Origin of the sequence: Paenibacillus sp. V4I5 (genome assembly GCF_030817255.1) — a bacterium.
GTDB lineage: Bacteria > Bacillota > Bacilli > Paenibacillales > NBRC-103111 > Paenibacillus_E.
Genome location: NZ_JAUSZB010000002.1, coordinates 3,148,226 through 3,170,307, shown reverse-complemented (window position 1 = coordinate 3,170,307; position 22,082 = coordinate 3,148,226). Strand labels below are relative to the sequence as shown.

Here is a 22,082-nt window from a genome sequence, read left to right as displayed (position 1 = left end):
TTATATAATCGTAAGGGGGAAATTCCCATGAAAGAGAGCAAAGGGTTAGCAGGATATATACAACAATGGGTGTTTATCGGACCAGCGTTGATCTTTTTCGCACTCATTGTTGTCATTCCTTTTCTCATGAGTATTTATTATTCATTTACTGAGTGGAATGGTGTGACAACAACCGTGAAATTCAACGGTCTAGACAATTTCAAGCACCTTCTGTTTCACGACACAGACTATCGCAACGCATTCTGGTTTACAACAAGAATAACCGTGACGGATGTCATTCTCACGAATCTTGTCGGGTTTCTTTTGGCACTCTTGCTCACACAGGCACTGAAAACCAGAAATGTACTGCGTACTATTTTCTTCATGCCGAACGTTATTGGGGGATTACTGCTTGGTTTCATTTGGCAGTTTATTTTCGTCAAAGGGTTCGGGACGTTAGGCGAATTAACGAATCTAAGTTTTTTTCAATTACCTTGGTTAGGTGATGCTCCAACAGCTTTTTGGGCGATCGCCATCGTTAGTATTTGGCAAGGCTCCGGCTACTTAATGATCATTTATATTGCGGCGCTTTCGAATGTGCCCAAAGATATGGTTGAAGCGGCTTATATTGATGGTGCTTCACGTTTACAAGTGCTTAAGAACATTATCATTCCACTCATCATGCCGGCTGTTACCGTATGTTTGTTCCTCACTATTTCATGGAACTTCAAGATGTTTGACTTGAACTTCTCCTTGACCAAAGGTGGACCGTTCAACTCAACAGAATCAGTTTCCATTAATATTTATCAAGAAGCATTCCGGAATAACAACTATGGTTTAGGTACAGCAAAAGCGTTAGTATTCTTCGTTGTAGTGGCCATTATTTCGACCATCCAAGTCATGTATACGAAACGCAAGGAGGTTGAAGTGTAATGGAATCTGTCAAAAAATACTCTGGACGATTATTCACACTCGAGGTGCTTGGCATCTTGATTGGTCTCTTATTTCTAGTCCCTTTCTACTTTGTCATCGTCAACTCCCTTAAGACATTTCCGGAGCTGGCGGCCAGCACAGCGAAGCTTCCGTCAAGCTTATATCTTGATAACTATACGAAAGTATGGAAAATCATGAAGTTCCCAAGTGCGTTTATGAACTCTTTAATTATTACAGTGCTCAGTAATGTGGGGCTTGTATTGATTAGTTCCATGGCCGCTTATCGAATGGTGCGCAAATCAAGTAAATTCAATAATCTTGTTTTTATAGCCTTCGTTGCTGCCATGGTTATTCCGTTTCAATCCATCATGATTCCGCTTGTGCGTGTTGCAAGTCAGGTTGGACTTATGGATAGTAAGTTCGGATTGATTATTTGTTACTTTGGATTCGGTGTTTCACTGAACGTTTTCTTGTTTCATGGTTTTATTAAATCCATTCCGCTTGAGATTGAAGAGTCAGCGACTGTGGATGGCTGCTCGCCGTACGGGGTATTTTGGCGAATTGTTTTCCCGCTGTTAAAGCCGATGTCTACAACAGTCATTATCTTAAACAGTTTATGGATATGGAATGATTATTTGCTTCCTTCACTCGTGTTAAATAGTCCTGAGCTGAGAACAATACCTTTAGCAACGTTTTCTTTCTTTGGTCAATATACGAAGCAATGGGATTTAGCCTTGGCTGGTCTAACACTTGGCGTCCTGCCGATCGTTATTTTCTTCTTGGCTATGCAGAAACATATTGTAGAAGGCATTACGGCAGGGTCGGTAAAAGGTTAACAGTTTTACAAATAAGTTCAAAATCTTCCACCTTTATGTTCAATATCCTCTGTGTTAAGGGTTTAAGTAAGTGTTTACAATAAACCATGTAAGCTGATGACGAGCAACCGAAACGTTATCAGGGTAAGTCTGATTGAAACTTAAAAGGGAGGCTTTACCTAAATGAAAAAATTAACAATGATCAGTATGGCGGCTGTACTTTCACTATCTTTAGTTGCCGTTGGCTGCGCGAAGAAAGAAACAGCGCCAACTCCACCTGCAACGACGGGTGGAGCAGCAACAGCAACACCTGCTGCAGGCGGTAAACAAGTTACGATTAAAATGTTCCAATTCAAGGTGGAAATTGCTGATCAACTAGGAAAAATGATTGCAGAATACCAAAAGCTAAATCCTAACGTTAAAATTCAAGTGGACACTGTAGGCGGCGGAGCTGACTACGGCGCTGCATTGCTTGCGAAGTTCAACTCCGGCGACAAACCGGATATTTTCAACAACGGTGGTTTCACGGATCTTGACAAATGGATCGAAAACCTGGAAGATCTTTCCGATCAACCATGGGTCAATGATCTTGTAGACGTGGCTAAAGAGCCAATGACGAAAAACGGTAAACTATATGGACAACCGCTTAACCTTGAAGGTTATGGTTTCCAATACAATAAAGACTTGTTTACACAAGCCGGCATTACCGAATTGCCAAAAACACTCACACAATTGGAAGATGCAGCTAAGAAGCTTCAAGCAAAAGGAATTACACCTTTTGAAACTGGCTATGGCGAGTGGTGGGTTCTAGGTAACCACTTCGTAAACCTTCCGTTTGCTTACCAGAAGGATCCAAATGCTTTCATCGACGGTTTGAACAAAGGAACTGCTAAAATTCCGGGTAACGAAGTATTTAACCAATGGGTAAAACTATTTGATCTACAATTGAAATATGGTAACAAAAATCCGCTTCAAACGGATTACAATACGCAAGTAACTGATTTTGCTACTGGTAAAGCGGCAATGACCCAACAAGGTAACTGGACACAAGTCCAAATCACGAAAACGAACCCGAACATCAAAATTGGCTTCTTGCCAATGCCAATCAGCGATGACGCTGCAGCGAATGATAAATTGTTCGTTGGTGTACCAAACAACTGGGTTATCAACAAAAACTCTGCTGTGAAAGACGAAGCGAAGAAATTCTTGAACTGGATGGTAAGCTCTGATGTAGGTAAGAAATACATTACGGAAGAGTTCAAATTCATTCCAGCATTCAAATCCATTCCTGCTGATGAGAAAGTTCTAGGACCTTTGGCAGCTGACATTATCGCTTACAGCAAAGCTGGAAAAACACTTAGCTGGAACTGGTTTAAATTCCCGGGCGGCGAAGCTTCCAGTAAAAAATTCGGCGATATTATGCAAGGTTATGTAGCGAAGAAGTATACGAAGGATCAAATGCTTGAGGAATTCCAGAAAACATGGGATAGCCTTAAGAAGTAACTCAATAATGGGTGGTAATAAAGCCTCAGCGCCAATGCTGAGGCTTTTTGCTGTTTAACAGAAAGGGAATAGGCTGTTACAATAAAGGAGACTGGAGGTCTATGATGATAATAAGAATCAGGTCTTGGCTGCATAGCAGAGGAAATTCACTTCCGCGTGAGAAGCAATTGTCTCGTGAGGCCGTAATTTCATTAATTATTCATTCTATTTTTCAGTTTGGCGCTTCCATGTCGGGCGTATTCTTAAACTTATACTTATGGCGGTTAACGCATAGTGTCGTAGTAAATGGTACATACAGCATGATCGTTTTCATCTTAACACCGATTGGTTTTGCACTTGGCGGTCTCATGATTAAGAAGAAAGACCGAATGGTATCGTATCGTCTAGGTATCATGCTCATAGGTCTTTTTTATTTGAGCGTCATTCTAGCCCAAGAGACACTGGTCGAATATTATATACTATTTGCCATTTTTAATGGACTTGCAGGTGCTTTTTATTGGGTGGGTTATTTAACTCTGATGTATGATGTATCTAACGAACAGAACCGGATTCGATATCTTGCATTTAATATGATTTTTTTCACAGCAGCAACCTTAGCGGGGCCGGCACTTGCCGGTTTTATTATCCGTTTAAAAGAAGGACTTAGCGGTTATACGATCGTCTTCTCCATTGCGTTCTGTATGTTCTTACTAGCGGCGCTGATTTCATTGAAAATTAAAGCTGCAGGTGGACATCATAAAGTTTATTATTTGAAGTTTACTGGTCTTATTATGAAGAAAGAACGTGACTGGTTGAAAGCGTTGTTTGGATTTTTGGGAATGGGTTTGCTCCAAGGGACGATGCTTTTCTTACCGAATATTCTACTTTTCAAAGTGATGCCGCGTGAAGATATTGTAGGCTACCTAGGTGTATTATACTCAAGTCTTTCGATCGTAATGGGCATTTTTATATCTAAATACGCAAACGCTAGTAAAGCTCGTCTTTATTTAGCCATATCAACACTCGGCTACCTCATTGGTGTATCTTTTCTATTAGGGAATGTTAATGTATGGACCGTTGTAAGTTTCATGATTTTGCACTCTATTTTCGCCCCGCTACAAGGGAATACAATGACAGGCTATTACTATGGCCTCATTGCGAAGCTGCCGCTTAAAGGCCAATTGAAAGTAGAAAGTGTCGTTGTTCGGGAATTTTTCTTAAATGTTGGACGTGTGATTTCAATTACCTGTCTAATCTCATTTGGCAGTGATTTGGATGGGGGCTGGATTCCATGGATTTTAATGATAGCAGCCATGTCACAAATTGCCCTTGTATGGTCGATTAAGAATCAATGAGATGAGCATGAAAGCGTGTTAACTCGGATATCCTAGGAAGTAGATGACAGGAGAAGAGGACGTGCGGTTATGGAACAGTATGACAGCATGATTGTTGGCGGAGGTATTGCTGGACTTCAAGCGGCAATTCAATTAGGGAGATATGAGTATCGTGTGCTTGTGATAGATGCCGGTTATGGCCGGTCTACTCTTTGTAAAAGCTATCATAATCTTTTGGGGTGGCCAGATGGTGTATCGGGCGAAGAGCTTCGCCGATTAGGGAGGCTTCAAGCAGAGAAGCTGGGTGTAACTTTCGCTAAAGATGAAGTTGTTCAAGCTGTAAACAAAGGTAAACCTGGGGATGGATTTGAGCTATGGGGGAAGTCGGGTAAGGGATATGAAGCCCCAACTTTACTTTTGGCTACAGGACTTCTGGACCGTATTCCCGAGCTGCCCAATCTGAAAAGCTGTCTAGGTCTGACTATTTACGTCTGTCCAGATTGCGATGGCTATGAGATTAAGAACAAACAGACCATTGTGATGGGATCTGGTGATTCTGGAGCGGGAATGGCCCTGACGCTTAGTACGCGTACGGACAAGCTGACCTATGTGAATCATGAGCAGAAAGCTGTGAAGAGCGAGCTATTAGCAAAGCTGAAGGAAAAGAGAATCACCTATGTAGCGGAAGATATTCAAGAGGTGATGGCTGAAACGAATGGGTTATTTCGCGGTGTTGTTTTGGCAAATGGGGAGCGAATCGGTGCGGAGCGCGGGTTTATAGCCTTCGGTGGGAATGAAGTGAAATCGGATTTGGCCAGGCAGTTAGGCGCAGAGCGAATGGAGAATCGCCACATTGTAACGGATCCCCGCAGTAAAATGACGAGTGTGCCATTCGTCTGGGCAGCTGGGGACGTGGGTGTTCATGCGGAGCAAGTGACGATTGCCATGGGCGAAGGGGCGCAGGCGGCGATTTGGATGAACAAAGCACTGCTGATGTTGAAGGAAGAGGCGAACATACATCGCGTTGTTGTTCGCTCTTAAGGGTTTAAAGTAGATAGGATAGTAGACGAGTCGGACGTCTCCGCCCTAGGAAAAGCAGCTAATACATGGGCATACTCCGCTAACGCTTGCTCCCCAAGTGGGGTGATATGATAAATGCCACGGCTTTGGCGTACGAACCAGCGGTAGTAGTTTTTTTGAAGCAGGGAGCTTACGGCTTTGTTGGAAGTAAAATCACGCAGAAGACGCGGGCTGAGGGGTCCATGCTGTTGCAGCAAGTATGCGCAATGCAGCGATTTTTCGCGATAGGCAGTCATGAGCTTCTGTTTTGAGCTGCCTCCAACGTTGTAGTCCCCACTGCGTTCATGAAATTCATTTACGACTTTCAAGGCAGCCCGCTTATTCGGGCGTAATTGATAGGGAGTAGGCTCGCAGACGAGATCCACTGCGGGCTGTTTGCGTTTGAAAAATTGAACGGTCAGTACCCCTAGGCCAAGCATGCGGCATAAACGTCGAATCTCTTCCCATTGCAGTCGATGCGGAGCTCGTCCTTTATTGGGAAGCTCGAAAGCGACATAAACCTGATCCGTCAGCCGCAGACGATCGATGCCTTGTACGAGGAGCGGGATATTGAAGCTTTTTTTCAATTCGACAACGATAGGCGGCTCATCACCGCGAATGGCAACTAAGTCGCAATGCTTAACCTCGGCGCGAACAGTGTATCCTCGCTGCTCGAAATATTGTTTAATCGGGGCGTAAAGCTCCGTTTCTGTTTGGATAGGCATGAGGTTAATGATCTCCTCTCTAGTTACAATAATTGCAGCCAGAATGTGTTCCATTATAGCATAGCTTTTGCTAGAATAGGGGAAGAATCACTTGTACGTACATGTTGGGAGATGGTAGAGATGAGTGAAATTTTAGATGCCTGGCTAGGAAAGCGTATAGATTGCATTTGCGGTTTGCGGCACGAAGTGCCGATTCAGCGGATTGTTATAGAACGGGATGCGCTTAAGCAGGTAGCCGGGTATGTGAAAGAAGCCGGCTACGAGGAAGTGACGCTTGTCGCGGACGGGAGGACGTATCAAGCGGCTGGAGAGAAGCTGCGCGATCTGCTGGAAGCCGCGCAGGTGAAGGTGAGCATCAGCGTGATTCGTGAGAACGCGATGGGGGAAGTGTCGGCCGATGAAGAAGCGATTGTCCAGGTGATGCTGGACACGCCGCTTTCATCGAAGGTTCTGCTGGCCGTGGGCGCGGGCACCGTGCACGACATCGTGCGCTTCGTGGCGCATCGCACGAAGCGGCCGTTCTTGTCTGTGCCGACGGCACCGTCGGTGGACGGCTTCGCGTCAGTGGGCGCGCCGCTTATCATCCGCGGCTTCAAGCAGACGATCCCGGCCTGCGCGCCGGAGGCGATCTTCGCCGACCTCGCGGTGCTGGCGAAAGCGCCGCAGGCGATGATCGCGGCCGGCCTCGGCGATATGCTCGGCAAGCACACGTCGCTGGCCGACTGGTCGCTTGGCCGTGTGCTCCTCGGCGAGCACTATTGCGAGCTGAGCGCTCGGTTGACGCTGGAGGCCATGGAGCTCTGCACGGCTCATTTGGACGAGATTGCGCAGCGCACTGATCTCGGCTTGCTCCGGTTGATGGAAGGCCTGATCCTATCAGGCCTTTCCATGCTCATGATCGGCCACTCGCGGCCGGCCTCTGGGGCTGAGCACCATCTCTCCCACTACTGGGAGATGGTGCTTCTGCAGCAGCGCCGTCGGGCGCTGCTGCACGGCGCGAAGGTCGGCGTCGCGACCGTGCTCATGGCGCAGCGCTATCAGGCGCTGCAGGGGCTCACGGCCGACGCGGCCTCTGCGCGGTTAGCGCAAGGCCATGTCCCCAGTGAACTTACGGATGCGGGGCGCATCCGGCAGGTCTATGGGGACATGGCCGAGATGGTCATCGCCGAAAATTTCCCGGCGAATGGCACGGTTGTTGATGCGCAGGCGCTGAAGGCGCGCATCGCGGAGAAGTGGGGCGATGTGCAAGCCATCGTCCGGGCGGTCCCTGCCCCAGCGCAGCTCATCGCTTGGCTCGAGGCCGTGCAGGGACCGGTGACACCGGAGCAGCTCGGAGTGGAGCCGGAGCTGGTGGAGGCGTCTCTGCAGGATGCGCTTTTCGTGCGCAACCGATTCACGATCCTACGTTTACAGCGTCTGCTATAGACGCTTTATCTTTATATAAGGCTGTCCCTCAAGTAGATAGATCTACCTACTTGAGGGGCAGTCTTTTTTTATAAACCTTCTGGTAATCCGATCGGGGTCTCAGAACGAAATTGCAAATCTATTGGAGTAAATCCAATGAAATGGACTCTCGTGCTGTTATTAACAAGTATAGAACTTGGATACTACCCTGCCGAACTATAGCCTTTCCGGATATATCCACCCTTCGCGTGTAAAAGTGTAAAAAACCACAACCTGACTTAATTTTTGCCATCCCGCAATGTGGAATTGTTTTCTATACTGGTAGCGTATGCAAGACGGTTCGAAGACACGAAGGAGGGGCTACATGAAATTTGCTAATGAGAAAGTCAGCGATATCCAAATCGCTTATATTGGTGGAGGCTCGATGTATTGGGCGAAAAATCTGATTGCCGATCTGGCGCTTGATGGTCAATTGTCAGGCACCATTCGTTTGTACGATCTTGATTACGGCAAGGCCAAAAATAATGAAAAGCTGGGTAATTCGGTTTCCGATTATGCGGAGACGAAATCCAGATGGACTTACAAGGCGTATCCGACGCTCCAAGAGGCGCTTAGCGGATGCGATTTTGTGTTTATCTCGATCCTTCCCGGTACATTCCGGGAGATGGAATCCGATGTGCATGAACCGGAAAAATACGGCATCTATCAAGCCGTTGGCGATACGACTGGACCTGGGGGCCTCGTCAGAGCTCTGCGCACCATTCCCATGTATGTGGAAATAGCACAAGCGATTGAACGCTTTTCACCGGATGCTTGGGTATTCAATTACACGAATCCAATGACGCTCTGTACTCGGACGCTTTTTGAAGTGTTTCCAAAAATGAAAGCACTAGGCTGCTGCCATGAAATTTTTGGTGTGCAAGGTCTTTTGATTCGTATGCTGCGCGATATGGAAGGTATTGAAGGTGTGCATCGGGATCAAGTCAAAGTGAATGTGCTGGGCATTAATCATTTTACTTGGATCGATCAAGCGACGTATCAAAATATGGATTTACTTCCGATGTATCGAAAGTTTGTTGATACATATTTTGAATCCGGATTTGAGCACAACAAAGATGCCTGGGTCACGAATACATATACAGCCGCAAACCGCGTGAAGTTTGATTTGTTTCGGCGCTATGGCGTCATTGCAGCGGCAGGTGATCGCCACTTGGCGGAATTTATGCCTCCTTGGTACTTGAAAGATCCGGAGACGGTTCGCTCATGGAAGTTTGGCTTAACGACGGTACAAAGCCGAGTTGAAAAGCATGCAGCAACGGAACTTTTTTACGGTAAACTGCTTAGTGGCGAGGAGAAACTGCCGCTCAAGGCATCTGGAGAAGAAGAGGTTAGACAGTTAAAAGGTCTAATCGGGCTTGAACAATTTATTACCAATATTAACGTTCCCAACGTTGGACAAATGAAAGGAATTCCTCTGGGAGCGGTAGTAGAAACGAATGCTGTGTTCTCAGCGAACAGTTTGCGTCCAGTCTATGCGGGAGAGCTTCCGATGGAAGTGGGTAATCTGGTCTTGCAACATACGATGAATCAGGAGCTTATTTTGAAGGCTGCGCTCCAAAAGGACAAAGACTTAGCATTCAAGGCGTTTATGAACGATCCGCTTGTAAATATCGATATCCTCGATGCCGAGGTATTGTTCGAGCAGATGCTGCAAAATACGAAAGCTTATTTGCCAGGATGGAACATCTGATGGCGGGCCGGCCATGAGTGCAGGGTTAGAGTTATTCAGCGAATCCGCCTCGATTGATCCGCAGGATGATAAGGCCGTTAGGCGGATGATTTTCAAGCTGGCAGGACCATCTTTGACGGAAATGCTGCTCATGAATATGACCCAAATGGTGATGATGATCCTGGTCGGACACCTTGGAGCCATTGCCGTGGCAGCTGTGGGCTTAACAAGCCAACCTTATTTATTACTGACCGTCCTTTTTGCAGCGCTCAATACGGGTACGACAGTCATCGTCGCCCGTTCCACCGGAGCGGGGAAGATGGGGGACGCGAATCTGGCCGCAGGGCAGTCGCTTCTGCTCGGTACCGTCCTATCTGTCCTTATTGTTGCGCTTGGAGTCATCTTTGCAGAGAGCATGCTCCGTTTGATGGGAGCCAGCGCTGAGGTTGTTCAATATGGTTTGCCATATGCAAAATTAATGTTTTTCTCCATTGGCTTCTCCTCTATCTCGTCTGCTTTATCCGCAATTCTGCGAGGAGCGGGGGACACACGGACTCCGATGAAAATCAACGTGCTGTCAGGATGCATCAATGTTATTCTCGGATTCGTGTTGATTTACGGTCACCTCGATTTTCTGCAAATGGGTATTACGGGGGCGGCAATAGCAACCTTAGTGGTTCAGACCGGGGCTATGATTTGCTTTATGGCCGTCATGTTCAGCGGAAGATTTGCAGTCCGTATCGGCTGGTCGGATATAAGCCGATTGGATAAGGCTATGATCAGACGCATGTTGAAGATAGGGATACCGAGCAGTCTTGAGCAGCTTATTATGCGTTTAGGGATTATGACATTTGTGAAAATCTGTGCTGGACTCGGGACCGTTGCCGTCGCGGCATCACAAATTGTAACGAGTATTATCGGGATCTCGTTTATGCCGGGAGCTGCTTTTGCTATCGCAGCCTCTACGCTAGTTGGGCAAACTCTTGGCGTAAGCAAACCCGATCTTGCCGAACGATATGTGTGGCAGGTCAGAAAATACGGCATGTTCGTGGCGGGTTCTATGGGAGCGCTTTTCATCTTGCTCGCTCCCCATATCCTTATGCTGTATACGAATGACGAGACGATTATCCGTGAAGGGGCATGGGCCCTTCGGATCGTAGGTTTTATCCAGGTCTCTCAAATTTCTCAGTTTGTTCTTGGAGGAGCGTTAAGAGGAGCAGGTGATACCCGATATCCCTTATATTCAACATTCATTGGCGTGTGGGGAATCAGGGTTGTACTTAGTTATTTATTTGTTTACGTCTTTCATTGGGGTATGGTCGGATTATGGAGTGCTGTTGCTTGTGATCAATTTCTCAGATCTAATTTGATTTATTTTAGGTTTAAACGCGGGGCATGGAAGCATCTAAAGGTTTAATACACAAAAGGAGAAGCGGAATTATGGGAATTGTGTACGATTCGAATTCGCAAACTTTCCATCTTCAAGGGAAGTCATCGAGTTACATCATGCAGCTAATCAAATCCAAATATTTGGCTCACGTTCATTGGGGACGCCAGGTACGTGGAACCAATCCGGGAGGATTGCTCGCTATAAGACGTCGCTGCTCATTCTCGCCATCCACGGACCCGAATGATCTAACGCTGTCGTTGGACACCTTGCCGCAGGAATTTCCGGCATACGGAGGCAGTGATTTTCGCGTTCCGGCCTATCAGGTTCAGTTGGAAGACGGAACGACGGTTAGCGAATTCATCTATGAGTCTCACCGGATTTATGCGGGAAAAACACCGTTAGAGGGATTGCCTTCCACCTATACGGAGGATGACAGCGAAGCAGAGAGTATCGATATCGTGCTGGTCGACGCGATGATTGGTTTGAAAGCCATTCTCACGTATACTGTTTTTCGCGATTTGGATGCGATAACCCGGTCTGTTCGATTCATAAATGTGGGTAATCAGTCGATCAAGCTGCTTCGAGCATTGAGCTTCGGTATCGATCTATCCCACAGCGATTTTGATATGCTTCATTTATCAGGCACATGGGCGCGTGAGCGTCATATCGAAAGACGCCCCATTCTAACAGGCGGGTCTGTCATTGAAAGCCGACGGGGTTCCAGCAGCCACTCGCTCAACCCCTTTATGGCCCTGCTTTCCAAGCAGGCGGATGAAGACCAAGGAGAAGCTTACGGATTCAGTCTTGTCTACAGCGGCAGCTTTGTTGCTCAAGCCGAAGTGGATCCTTACGGAACGACCCGTGTAGTGATGGGCATCAACTCGTTTGATTTTTCTTGGCTCTTGGAGCCTGGGCAAACCTTTCAAACGCCGGAGGCAGTTCTCGTCTATTCCGCGGAAGGAATCGGCGGGATGTCGCGCACGTATCACAAGCTGTATCGCACACGGTTATGCCGTGGACAATTCCGCGATCGTCACAGGCCAATTCTCATCAACAACTGGGAAGCCACTTATTTTAATTTCAACGCGGATAAAATTGAAGAGCTTGCGCGAGTCGGCAAGGAGCTCGGATTAGAGCTTCTAGTGCTGGACGACGGTTGGTTTGGTAAGCGTGACAACGATAAAAGCTCGCTCGGAGATTGGTTTGTTGATCGTAACAAGCTGCCACAAGGCATGCCGGATTTGGTAAGCCGAGTGATGAAGCAAGAGCTGGAGTTTGGTCTATGGTTCGAGCCTGAAATGGTGTCCCCGGATAGCGACCTGTATCGGTCTCATCCCGACTGGTGCCTGCACGTGCCAGGTCGGCGAAGAACAGAAGCGAGGCAGCAGCTGATTCTCGATTATTCGCGCCAAGATGTAAGAGACTACATCGTAACGGTAATCACCGATATTCTTGCGAGCAGTCCAATTACCTATGTCAAATGGGATATGAACCGCAATATGACGGAAATCGGTTCCGCCCAGCTTCCGCCAGAGCGGCAGCGCGAGACGGCTCATCGTTATATGCTTGGGCTGTATGAAGTCATGGAGCGGATAACCTCCTCATTCCCGAGCGTGTTGTTCGAAAGCTGCTCCGGAGGTGGCGGTCGGTTCGATCCTGGGATGCTCTACTATATGCCGCAGACGTGGACGAGCGATAATACGGATGCGGTAGAACGGCTGAAAATTCAATATGGCACGAGTATCGTTTATCCAATTAGCACGATGGGCGCTCATGTTTCCGCAGTCCCTAACCATCAAGTGCATCGTACGACACCGCTCGATATGCGGGGGAATGTGGCGATGTCAGGTAACTTCGGCTATGAGCTGGATTTGACCGCATTTACGGAAGCGGAAAAGGAAACCGTGAAGAAGCAAGTTGCGCTTTATAAACAATTGCGGCCGCTGATCCAATTCGGCGAATTTTACCGTTTGATCAGCCCTTTTGAACACGTTAGCGCTGCTTGGATGTTTGTTTCCGAGGATAAGAAGGAAGCGTTGGTTGCTTTTTTTCAAGTACTGTCTGAGCCGAATGCACCGCTAAGGAAGCTGCGATTAAAGGGGTTAGCGGCAGAGAGCAATTACTTACTCCATGATGCGGAAGATCAGGACGAAGGTATGGAAATCTTTGGCGGTGATGAGCTCATGCATGTGGGGCTTAAATTACCGATCTGGAAAGGCGATTTCAGAAGCCGCCTTTACCGCTTGAAAATGGAGGAATGACAAGATGAGAAAGCTGCGTTTGAGCGATTTGCAGGATAAGAGGAACAGCCATATTTTGCAGGATGTTCTACCAGGTACTTATTTATCTTCAGGCGGTCTATCTTTCGCGAAACGGGGAGAGCGCAGTCATACAAACGACGGACCGGATGGAAGGGATTATCATGTCCACGGAGATTGTGAAGCCTTCATTATTTTGCAGGGAACTGGAACGATGGAAATAAACGGGGAGCATATTCCGGTGACAACCGGGGATATCGTGATTGTTGAACCAGGTGAGGATCATCACCTCAATTCGAGTGAGGACGACCCGATTGTCACCGTGTGGTGCCATGCAGGCCCGAATCGTCATAAGAATCAACAGCAGGAGGACGCAGTATGAACAAAATCATAAGCACGGATACCCATGCATTTACTTTATCGGGTGAGGATCATGGGTTTACCGTCACGTTGTTTACGGAAAAAATGCAGGAGGGCATCGATCTCATCACGCTGCGATTGGAAGCGGTGGAGGCGCTGATGCCTCCCGTCTTTACGCTCGGTTGGTCGCATCCTGCTTGTGATATTCAGGGCAGCTGGCATCCTGCCCAGGACCGGAATAAGAGCTTCAAGGCCGACTGGATGCGCACATTACGTTCCAACGCGGCTGCGTCGGCTCCGGTTTACGCCTTGTTTAATAGCGTGGGTCGCAATAGACTGACATTTGCTTACTCGGATGCACTTAACACGGTGCACTACTCGGGAGGCATCAGCGAGGAAACGGCTGATTTCCATTGCCGCGTTCAATTGTTTACAGAAACGACGTCGCCTTTCACTTCTTATGAAGCCAAGCTTCTCGTAGATACGAGAGATATTCCTTATTATGAAAGCCTTCAGGGCGTTCAAAAGTGGTGGAGCGCCATGCCGGAATATCGTCCGGCGTTCGTTCCTGCGGCTGCCAAGGAACCGATGTATTCGACCTGGTACAGTATGCATCAGAATGTAACAGACACCCATATCGAAGAGCAGTGCCGTTTGGCCAAGAAGTTGGGGATGGAAGCTGTCATTGTGGACGATGGCTGGCAGACGGAAGATAATCGCAGGGGGTATGCTTACTGTGGCGATTGGGAGACTTATGAGGGTAAGTTCCCCGATATGAAGCGGCATGTTGATGCGGTTCATGAGTTAGGTATGAAATTTATCCTCTGGTACTCGGTACCTTTTATCGGTAAATACAGTAAGGTGTGGGATCGATTCAAAGATAAGATTCTGCGATTTAATGAAAATCATGGGGCAGCGGTGCTCGATCCGAGATACCCTGATGTCCGAGAGTATATCATAAATAAATATGAAGATGCAGTGAAAGAATGGGGCTTGGACGGCTTCAAGCTTGATTTCATTGATACGTTCTATTCGCCTGAACTTCAGCTTCCCTCAACCACCCCCGGCAAAGATTATGAGTCCATACCGGAAGCCGTTGACCGTCTATTGACAGACTCTATCGGCAGATTGAGAGAATTGAATCCCAATATCATGATTGAATTCCGCCAGATGTATATCGGTCCTGCCATGCGCAAATACGGCAATATGTTCCGTGCAGCCGATTGTCCGAACGACAGCATCCAGAACCGAGTGCGTACGTTGGATATCAGGCTGATTTGCGGAGATACGGCTGCTCATGCGGATATGATCATGTGGCATCCGGAGGAACCCGTGGAAAGCGCAGCCTTACAGATCATTAATTGTCTGTTTTCGGTGCCTCAAGTATCGGTCCTCTTGGATAAGCTGCCTTCTAATCAGTTGAGGATGCTCGAATACTGGCTATCCTTCTGGAAGGAGAACCGTGATCTTCTGTTGGACGGCCCGATTGAGCCTATGAATCCGGAACTATTGTATCCGCTAGTCCGTGCTGTTAAAGAGGATAGAGGGATTATTGTCGCTTATCATGAGCAAATTGTGCCTATAGATGCATCAACGCTAGTTTCCCAGTGGATCGTGGTGAACGGCAGAAGACAGGACGGACTCTATGTAGAGGTTACTGGTGAAGTTGGGGCAGCGAAAGTGATTATTAAAAATTGCTGCGGAGACATTGTAGAGGAGCTGTCTACCATGCTGACGTCAGGCATTCATAAGCTTGCGATTCCGCCCTCGGGCATCGCAGCTATCTCTATTTTGCAGAACCACAAATCATCGCACGTACACTAGGAGGGATCATCGATGAACTATTTAGCTAATGAAGGAAGATATGCAGAAATGCCGTATCATCGAAGCGGAAAGAGCGGCCTTAAGCTGCCTCCGATTTCTTTTGGATTATGGCATAATTTCGGAAGCGTTGATGTATTCGAGAACAGCAGGGCCCTAGCGCGCCATGCATTTGATTTGGGAATTACCCATTTCGATCTTGCGAATAACTATGGTCCATCGGCAGGCTCTGCGGAGGAAACGTTCGGACAAATTCTGAAGAAGGATCTTCATCCGTACCGTGACGAGCTGATCATTGCAACCAAAGCAGGCTATCGCATGTGGGACGGTCCTTATGGGGAGCGGGGCTCCCGCAAAAGCATGCTCGCGAGCCTTGACCAGAGCTTGAAACGACTTGGCATGGACTATGTCGATATTTATTATTCGCACCGTTTTGATGCTGAGACGCCCCTGGAAGAAACAATGAGCGCCTTGGATCAGGCTGTACGGCAAGGAAAAGCGCTGTATGTGGGGGTATCCAACTATAATGCGGAGCAAACGGAGCAAGCAGCAGCTATATTGAAAGGTCTCGGCACGCCATTCATCATTCATCAAGTCCATTATTCGATGTTTGAAAGACGGTTGGAGCAGGGCTTACAAGACATTTTGGCAAGAGAAGGCGTGGGGTCAATCGCTTATAGCCCTCTAGCCAGGGGACTACTGACGGATCGTTATTTGGAAAACATTCCGGCGGATTCCCGTGCGGCAGGTGGCAGTGTGTTCCTAAGGCCTGAGGATATCACCGAGGAAAAGATCGCAAAGTCGCGACTTCTGAATAAACTTGCTAATGAGCGTGGGCAAAGCCTTGCCCAAATGGCTTTAGTCTGGGTTCTTCGCAAGGGATATGTTACCTCCGCATTAATTGGGGCAAGTAAAGTGAGTCAGCTTGACGATAATGTGGCAGCCTTGAAGCAGCCTAATTTCACTCAGGAAGAATTGGATCTTATTGATCTAATTCTTGGTAGTTGAAGTATTGCAGGGATTGCTTTACTGGGAAGCGAAGTATACGGAGCGATAGGAAAGCCTCATTACTAAAGGCAGAAGAGGGTTGTCTATGTTAATCCGATTGAATAAAATACTCGAAAAAGCGATGCCTTTTATAACGCCATCTGCTGTTATTGTTGGGTTAATTTGCTCAGCTTGGCTGCATCAACTTAGCTTTCTAGTGCCATGGATATTTGCTGTAATGACGTTTGCCGGAAGCATTGGATCTAATTTTAAGGATCTACGTAGGGTGATGATGCATCCGCTGCCGATTATAGCCAACTTTATCATTCTGCATCTTGCGATGCCAATACTGGGATGGGGGGCCGGTTCGATATTTTTCCCGGGTGATGATTTGACACAGACTGGATTTGTGCTCCTGTTTGTTATTCCTACGGGAGTTGTCAGCTTGGTGTGGGTTACCATATACGGTGGGAATATAGCGCTCACTTTGGCGCTCATTCTACTGGACACGCTCCTATCTCCATTGATTGTGCCGCTTAGCCTCTCACTCATCGTTGGAGCTAAGGTGCATATGGATCCATGGGATATTATGAGTGGGTTATTCTTAATGGTTGTGATCCCTTCTCTGATTGGCATGCTGCTTAATCAATGGACGAAAGGCAGAATTAAAACAACCTGGGGGCCGCGGTTGGCGCCTTTTTCAAAAATAGGACTTTTTGTGGTTGTCGCGATTAATTCATCGGTGATAGCTCCCTATTTGAAAGATATGAACGGTCAGTTGGTGAAAATCATTGCTGTTTCTTTCGCATGTGCAACCATCGGTTATTTGGCAGGATGGCTTGTGTCCCGGATGATGAGATGGGACCGTGAAGTCACAATTGCCCTCACCTTCAATTCGGGGATGCGAAACTTGAGTGCGGGTGCAGTGCTCGCTATCAGCTTTTTTCCACCGCCTGTTGCGCTTCCGGTTGTCGCGGGTATGCTGTTTCAACAAATCCTAGCGGCTTTATACGGGCAGCGTCTGGCTAAAAGGTATGGTTTGAATGGTCATACAGCCAAAGCAGCCTAAAAAATGAGGCTTCACTTAAAGAGATATAGAAATCCACAAAAACGAAAAGGAGTTGCCACTGAAATACGGTGGCAGGCTCCTTTTTACCTTCCGTATTGAAAAGCCCCTATCCAAAATTATTTGGACAGGGGGTTATGATTATTCATCTCTTAACTTTACCTTGGTTCTACGATTAATTTAATCGCTGTACGTTCCTCCCCCTCAATGATTATATCGGTAAAAGCGGGTATGCAAATCAAATCAACACCGCTCGGAGCTACAAATCCTCGTGCAATGGCTACTGCTTTTACTGCTTGGTTTAAAGCTCCTGCACCAATCGCCTGGAGTTCTGCTTTTCCATGTTCACGTAATACGCCTGCAAGCGCACCTGCAACAGAATTAGGATTGGATTTTGCTGCGACTTTTAGCACTTCCATTATAGGACCTCCCTGGGAATGATGAATGATACAGTATTAATCATATTCCGAGGGATTGTTCATCATACATGAAATCAAAACTGCCAGACTTCAAAGTTTATTTACTGAATCATTGTAAAAGAAAGATGCCGGTCTAGTGCAAAATTGATTGCACCGAGTGCACCGCCAATTTCGGGCAATACGGCGGTGTCTACCGCTATTCCGGCAGAAAGGGCCATCATGGACCGCTGCTTCATAACTTTAGTGGCAGTTTGTACATAGGTGCTGCACATGCTGGGGATGGATCCTCCAAGAATGATTGCCTCGGGATTCAGCAAATTGACCAGATTAGCCAAAGCAATGCCGAGATAAGTGGCGGCATGATTAATAACGCGTATCGCTAATTCATCGCCCTGATCTGCGGCCAAGCAGACATCCCTTGCCTGGAGAAGTTGAAGGTCGTTTCCTTGTACTACACCGTTAAGTAAACTTTCCTCTTGTCCGGAGCGAAGCTGTCTGCGAGCTTCCTGTTCGATTGCTGAAGCCGTAGAATAGAGGTGCAGACAACCGTTATTCCCACAAGGACATACGGGTCCGTCAGGTTCAACCGTAATATGCCCGAGCTCACCAGCTCCGCCGAACGAACCGGACACCAACTGCCGATCATTAAAGATTCCGGCAGCGATGCCAGAGCCGACCCCAACATAAATCATATGCTTGTAGCCACTTCCTGAACCGAATCGGCATTCGGCAAGCCCGCGGGCGCGATGCCTATTTATGGCCACGGTGGGCCAACCAAGCTTTTTGCTTACCATTTCCTCGATGTCCACGTTAGACCAGCCCAAATCTGATGCGCTCCTAATAATACCTCGTCTCGTATCGACAAGACCGGGTACCCCCAGACCGAACAATTTGATGACCTCTATGTCCAATTCCTTAACAAACTTTGAGGTTTGATCAGTTAACTCCTGGATTGCTGTCTCGGGTTGGGAAGAGCTGACGGGTATTTTCGTAAGATGCAGCACATTGCCAAGTAAGTCAAAGACGCCTAGCGTCCATACTTGATTATCCAAATCAGCACCCATAATGCCATGGGATCCCGGCACAAGCTCTAGAGAAATAGCTGGACGGCCCCCAGTGGAGGGGGCTTTTTCCGTTTCTTTTACAAGATTCCAATCCATGAGCTCGGAAATCGTTGAAGAGATGGTAGCCCTGCTCAGTTCCGTAACTTTGGTCAATTTAATCCGAGGCATGGATCCGTGCATGCGCAAGGCTTGAATGATACTGGTTTTGCTGCCCTTTTGATCACTTTTGTTAGGAATTATCATGAACTTCACCGTCGCTATATCATTGTGTAATTAAATCGATTATACCTGAACCTATAGTTATAATGGTAATGTGCTCACTTTAATAAAAAACAGAACAAAGTTCAATATATTTTTAATTGATAGAGACATTATTCACTATAAATTTCATTTAAAATAAATACTTAATTTAAATCTTGACGTAAGTATTGATTTTCAATTATGATATCCTCATATTAATGAAAGCGCTGTTACGGAGGAGAAAGGATGAAAGCGATGATCGTCTTAGGCGGTAATATGTATGATGATTCTACGATCGAGCACTTTTTGAAAGATGCGGCTGCGATTGGTTATGAAGGTGTTGAGATTCGTGGTGTTGGTGAGTTGAAAGACGGTCATATTCCGCAAGAGCGGGCGGAGCAAATTAAAGAGTTGCTTGAAGGCTATCGTCTAACACCTATTAATCTGTCTCTGTTTGTAGGGAATTTCGCCTGTAATACAGAGGAGGAAAATAATGCTGAGGCTCTGAAATGGGAGCGTTATCTCCATTTTGCATCAACGATCGGATGCGGCATGATGAGATTGAATCCAGGATTCCAGCATTCCGATGAGGTTTCCAAGGATGATTTTGCGAAAGCTGTGAAGTGGTTTCAACTCTGTGCCGATGCCGCAAGCAAACGTAATATCCGAGCGGTTATTGAAATGCACCATGGAACACTATGTGATACTGCGGATTCGTCAATCGCTTTTGTTGAAGCGGTAGGGCGAAGTAATGTAGGGCTGATCATGGATCCGGTCAACTTGTATCAGGTACCGACTGATTATGGGATAGAAACCATTAAACGCTTAAAGCCATACCTCTTTAATGTTCATATCAAAGACATTGTGGCATTGAAAGGAAACCAGTATCCTTGGGCCTTCGAATATAGTGATTATGTGCCGCATATCGGTCGATATCACAGGGTCATACCTAAACAGGGCAAACAGGAAGAACAATATTTTTGTCACCGGCTTATTAATCAAGGCGGCATCGACTGGTACGAAGTGTTCCGGGGGCTGGAGCAAATCGGGTACAGCGGCTACCTTACTGTTGAAAGTGTTAGCAAGCCTGGCTCCGATCTTCCTGTACATACCGTATTGGCGCAGCAATGTTACAAGGATGTGCAGCAATTGTTAAGTATCACCAAATCTAATGTCAACGTATAAAAAGTTCGACTGAGGGAGTGTAACGCTACTGTGGAAAATTCGGAGAAGCCATTTTCTTTTTCACTCTTTGTTAAGCATTGGAAAGATAAATCGGCTCTCGAGCTGGCCCGCTTTGTAAGCGGTATCGGCTTTGACGGCATCGAGCTTCCCGTGCGTGCCGGGTTTCAGGTTGAGCCTGAAACCGTCGGGAAAAAGCTGCCGGAATTCGCTAAGCAGCTCGGTGAACAAGGGGTCAACATATACAGCGTTGCCGCTTCAACAGATGAATCGATTTTCGCAGCATGTGCGGAGGCTGGAGTACCGCTTATCCGGATCATGGTCAACATTGATCAGGACGGCTATAAGGCCACGGAAGAACGGACCAAGCGGAAGTTGGAAGAGCTTGTTCCGCTTTGCCAGAAGTATGGCGTGAAGGTTGGCGTCCAGCAGCATTATGGAAAATTTATCATCGATTCCAATGGCATTATGCGGTTGATGGATAACCTCAGCCCGGGCCATGTCGGCGTAGTCTGGGATGCGGCGCACGATGCATTCGCGGGACAGCAGCCCGAATATGGATTGGACATCGTTTGGTCCCACCTTGCTATGGTGAATTTGAAGAACGGTTTTTTTATTCGAGGAAACGGACCCGAAGCCGAAATAGCCGAGTGGAAGCGTCATTTTACGACCGGTCGGCACGGAATGGCCCACTGGCCACGGATTGCTAACTATGTGAAAGAACGGAATTATGCCGGTATTGTTTGTTTGACTGCAGAGTACACGGATTTGGACAATAAAGACCGCTACATTGCCGAAGATCTTGCTTATGCGAAATCGCTTTTTAAGTAAAAAGGAGGTGCAGTACCATGGCAGCTCAGAGTGAGTTGTATGTGGGCAGTCTCGCAAAAACCGCACCGCAAAGCAGATGGAAGCATGTGATGCACGGACTTAGACGAGACAAATTTCTTTATTTGTTGATTGCTCCTGGCGTGTTGTTTTTTCTGATATTCAAATATGTTCCAATGTGGGGAGTCGTCATCGCTTTCCAAGATTACTCACCATACTTAGGTGTAACGGGAAGTCAGTGGGTTGGCTTTGACCATTTTATCCGCTTTTTTTCAAACCAAGACTTCTACCTGCTGTTTCGAAATACGATGGCTATCAGCTTGCTGAGCCTGGTGTTCTTTTTCCCGCTGCCGATCTTACTGTCACTTTTATTGAACGAACTGCGCAATGCAATCTACAAAAAGTGGATCCAATCGATCGTGTATATGCCGCACTTTCTTTCGTGGGTTATTATCGCAGGGATTACCTTCTTGTTGTTGTCGCAGTCGTCGGGGATTGTCAATAAGATGCTAGTCAGTTTAGGGGCTGCCAAATATGACTTTTTAACGAACCAAAATAATTTCTGGATAATGCTTACCGTCCAGAACGTCTGGAAGGAAGCCGGATGGGGAACGATCATTTTTCTTGCCGCTATCGCAGGCGTGGATCCTCAGCAGTATGAAGCGGCAAAAATGGATGGAGCCAACCGTATACGGCAAGCCTGGCACGTAACGCTGCCAGCAATCCGCAGTGTCATTGTCGTTTTGTTCATATTGAGGCTCGGCCACATTATGGACGTTGGATTTGAACAAGTATTTTTGATGATGAACGGCGCAGTGTCCAATGTCGCGGATGTATTTGAAACTTACGTTTATCGTCTGGGTATTCAGCAGGGACAATTCAGTTTTAGTACCGCCGTCGGTTTATTCAAATCCGTGGTCGGATTCATTCTTGTTATTGCAGCCAATAAGCTGGCAAAACGTTTTGGCGAAGAAGGCGTGTATTAATCACCGCTAAATTTCAGAAAC

General features: G+C 47.0%; 19 protein-coding genes. 16 read left to right on the top strand and 3 right to left on the bottom strand.

Annotated elements, in window-relative coordinates:
* Window positions 1-27 precede the first annotated feature (27 nt).
* The 5 genes from QFZ78_RS16370 to QFZ78_RS16350 all read left to right on the top strand — a co-directional run bounded on the left by QFZ78_RS16370 (window position 28) and on the right by QFZ78_RS16350 (window position 5,584).
* Window positions 28-912 (top strand): carbohydrate ABC transporter permease, encoded by an 885-nt coding sequence (locus tag QFZ78_RS16370; protein ID WP_307549101.1) that lies wholly within the window; start codon window positions 28-30, stop codon window positions 910-912.
* On the top strand, window positions 912-1,748 hold the full coding sequence (locus QFZ78_RS16365) for a carbohydrate ABC transporter permease (protein WP_307549099.1): 837 nt from the start codon (window positions 912-914) through the stop codon (window positions 1,746-1,748). Before QFZ78_RS16370 ends, QFZ78_RS16365 begins: the two co-directional genes overlap by 1 nt.
* 162 nt (window positions 1,749-1,910) lie before the next feature.
* A complete protein-coding gene (locus QFZ78_RS16360) occupies window positions 1,911-3,230 on the top strand; it encodes an ABC transporter substrate-binding protein (RefSeq protein ID WP_307549097.1) in 1,320 nt (439 codons plus the stop codon).
* Between the two features lie 101 nt (window positions 3,231-3,331).
* Complete coding sequence (locus QFZ78_RS16355; RefSeq protein ID WP_307549095.1) at window positions 3,332-4,564, top strand: MFS transporter; 1,233 nt, start codon at window positions 3,332-3,334, stop codon at window positions 4,562-4,564.
* A 69-nt stretch (window positions 4,565-4,633) separates the two neighbouring features.
* Entirely contained in the window at window positions 4,634-5,584 is a 951-nt protein-coding gene (locus QFZ78_RS16350; protein WP_307549094.1) for an NAD(P)/FAD-dependent oxidoreductase, read from the top strand.
* Here the strand turns inward: QFZ78_RS16350 and QFZ78_RS16345 are convergent.
* A complete protein-coding gene (locus QFZ78_RS16345; protein WP_307549093.1) occupies window positions 5,581-6,327 on the bottom strand; it encodes a DUF2161 domain-containing phosphodiesterase in 747 nt (248 codons plus the stop codon). The two genes, QFZ78_RS16350 and QFZ78_RS16345, sit on opposite strands and share 4 nt — an antisense overlap.
* 120 nt (window positions 6,328-6,447) lie before the next feature.
* Between QFZ78_RS16345 and QFZ78_RS16340 the strand changes: the two genes are divergently transcribed.
* The 8 genes from QFZ78_RS16340 (at window position 6,448) to QFZ78_RS16305 (ending at window position 17,345) form a co-directional block, all read left to right on the top strand.
* Window positions 6,448-7,752, top strand: coding sequence for a sn-glycerol-1-phosphate dehydrogenase (locus QFZ78_RS16340; RefSeq protein WP_307549092.1), 1,305 nt, complete (start codon window positions 6,448-6,450; stop codon window positions 7,750-7,752).
* Between the two features lie 343 nt (window positions 7,753-8,095).
* Window positions 8,096-9,481 (top strand): family 4 glycosyl hydrolase, encoded by a 1,386-nt coding sequence (locus QFZ78_RS16335; protein ID WP_307549090.1) that lies wholly within the window; start codon window positions 8,096-8,098, stop codon window positions 9,479-9,481.
* Between the two features lie 13 nt (window positions 9,482-9,494).
* Window positions 9,495-10,877 carry an MATE family efflux transporter gene (locus QFZ78_RS16330; RefSeq protein ID WP_307549089.1) on the top strand — a complete coding sequence of 461 codons (1,383 nt, stop codon included), beginning with the start codon at window positions 9,495-9,497 and terminating at the stop codon, window positions 10,875-10,877.
* Between the two features lie 23 nt (window positions 10,878-10,900).
* Window positions 10,901-13,111 carry an alpha-galactosidase gene (locus tag QFZ78_RS16325; protein WP_307549088.1) on the top strand — a complete coding sequence of 737 codons (2,211 nt, stop codon included), beginning with the start codon at window positions 10,901-10,903 and terminating at the stop codon, window positions 13,109-13,111.
* A gap of 4 nt (window positions 13,112-13,115) precedes the next feature.
* Window positions 13,116-13,490, top strand: a complete 375-nt coding sequence (locus QFZ78_RS16320) for a cupin domain-containing protein (RefSeq protein ID WP_307549086.1) — start codon at window positions 13,116-13,118, stop codon at window positions 13,488-13,490.
* Window positions 13,487-15,292: a glycoside hydrolase family 36 protein gene (locus QFZ78_RS16315; RefSeq protein WP_307549085.1), complete on the top strand. Its 1,806-nt coding sequence runs from the start codon at window positions 13,487-13,489 to the stop codon at window positions 15,290-15,292. The genes QFZ78_RS16320 and QFZ78_RS16315 overlap by 4 nt, the downstream gene beginning before the upstream one ends.
* A gap of 12 nt (window positions 15,293-15,304) precedes the next feature.
* Entirely contained in the window at window positions 15,305-16,297 is a 993-nt protein-coding gene (locus tag QFZ78_RS16310; protein WP_307549084.1) for an aldo/keto reductase, read from the top strand.
* An 85-nt stretch (window positions 16,298-16,382) separates the two neighbouring features.
* Window positions 16,383-17,345 carry a bile acid:sodium symporter family protein gene (locus tag QFZ78_RS16305; protein WP_307549083.1) on the top strand — a complete coding sequence of 321 codons (963 nt, stop codon included), beginning with the start codon at window positions 16,383-16,385 and terminating at the stop codon, window positions 17,343-17,345.
* Between the two features lie 155 nt (window positions 17,346-17,500).
* Here the strand turns inward: QFZ78_RS16305 and QFZ78_RS16300 are convergent, their stop codons facing one another.
* The gene (locus QFZ78_RS16300; RefSeq protein ID WP_307549081.1) at window positions 17,501-17,761 is read right to left on the bottom strand and encodes a stage V sporulation protein S; all 261 of its coding nucleotides are present in this window, start codon (window positions 17,759-17,761) and stop codon (window positions 17,501-17,503) included.
* A 101-nt stretch (window positions 17,762-17,862) separates the two neighbouring features.
* Window positions 17,863-19,068, bottom strand: coding sequence for an ROK family protein (locus tag QFZ78_RS16295; protein WP_307549080.1), 1,206 nt, complete (start codon window positions 19,066-19,068; stop codon window positions 17,863-17,865).
* Window positions 19,069-19,311: 243 nt separating this feature from the next.
* On the opposite strand from QFZ78_RS16295, the gene QFZ78_RS16290 reads away from it, so the two are divergent.
* From QFZ78_RS16290 to QFZ78_RS16280, 3 genes are read left to right on the top strand one after another with little or no spacing between them, the layout of a single operon-like run.
* Window positions 19,312-20,250 (top strand): sugar phosphate isomerase/epimerase family protein, encoded by a 939-nt coding sequence (locus tag QFZ78_RS16290; RefSeq protein ID WP_307549077.1) that lies wholly within the window; start codon window positions 19,312-19,314, stop codon window positions 20,248-20,250.
* A 30-nt stretch (window positions 20,251-20,280) separates the two neighbouring features.
* Entirely contained in the window at window positions 20,281-21,078 is a 798-nt protein-coding gene (locus QFZ78_RS16285) for a sugar phosphate isomerase/epimerase family protein (protein ID WP_307549075.1), read from the top strand.
* 17 nt (window positions 21,079-21,095) lie between these two features.
* Window positions 21,096-22,061: an ABC transporter permease gene (locus tag QFZ78_RS16280; RefSeq protein ID WP_307549074.1), complete on the top strand. Its 966-nt coding sequence runs from the start codon at window positions 21,096-21,098 to the stop codon at window positions 22,059-22,061.
* The last annotated feature ends 21 nt before the right edge of the window (window positions 22,062-22,082 follow it).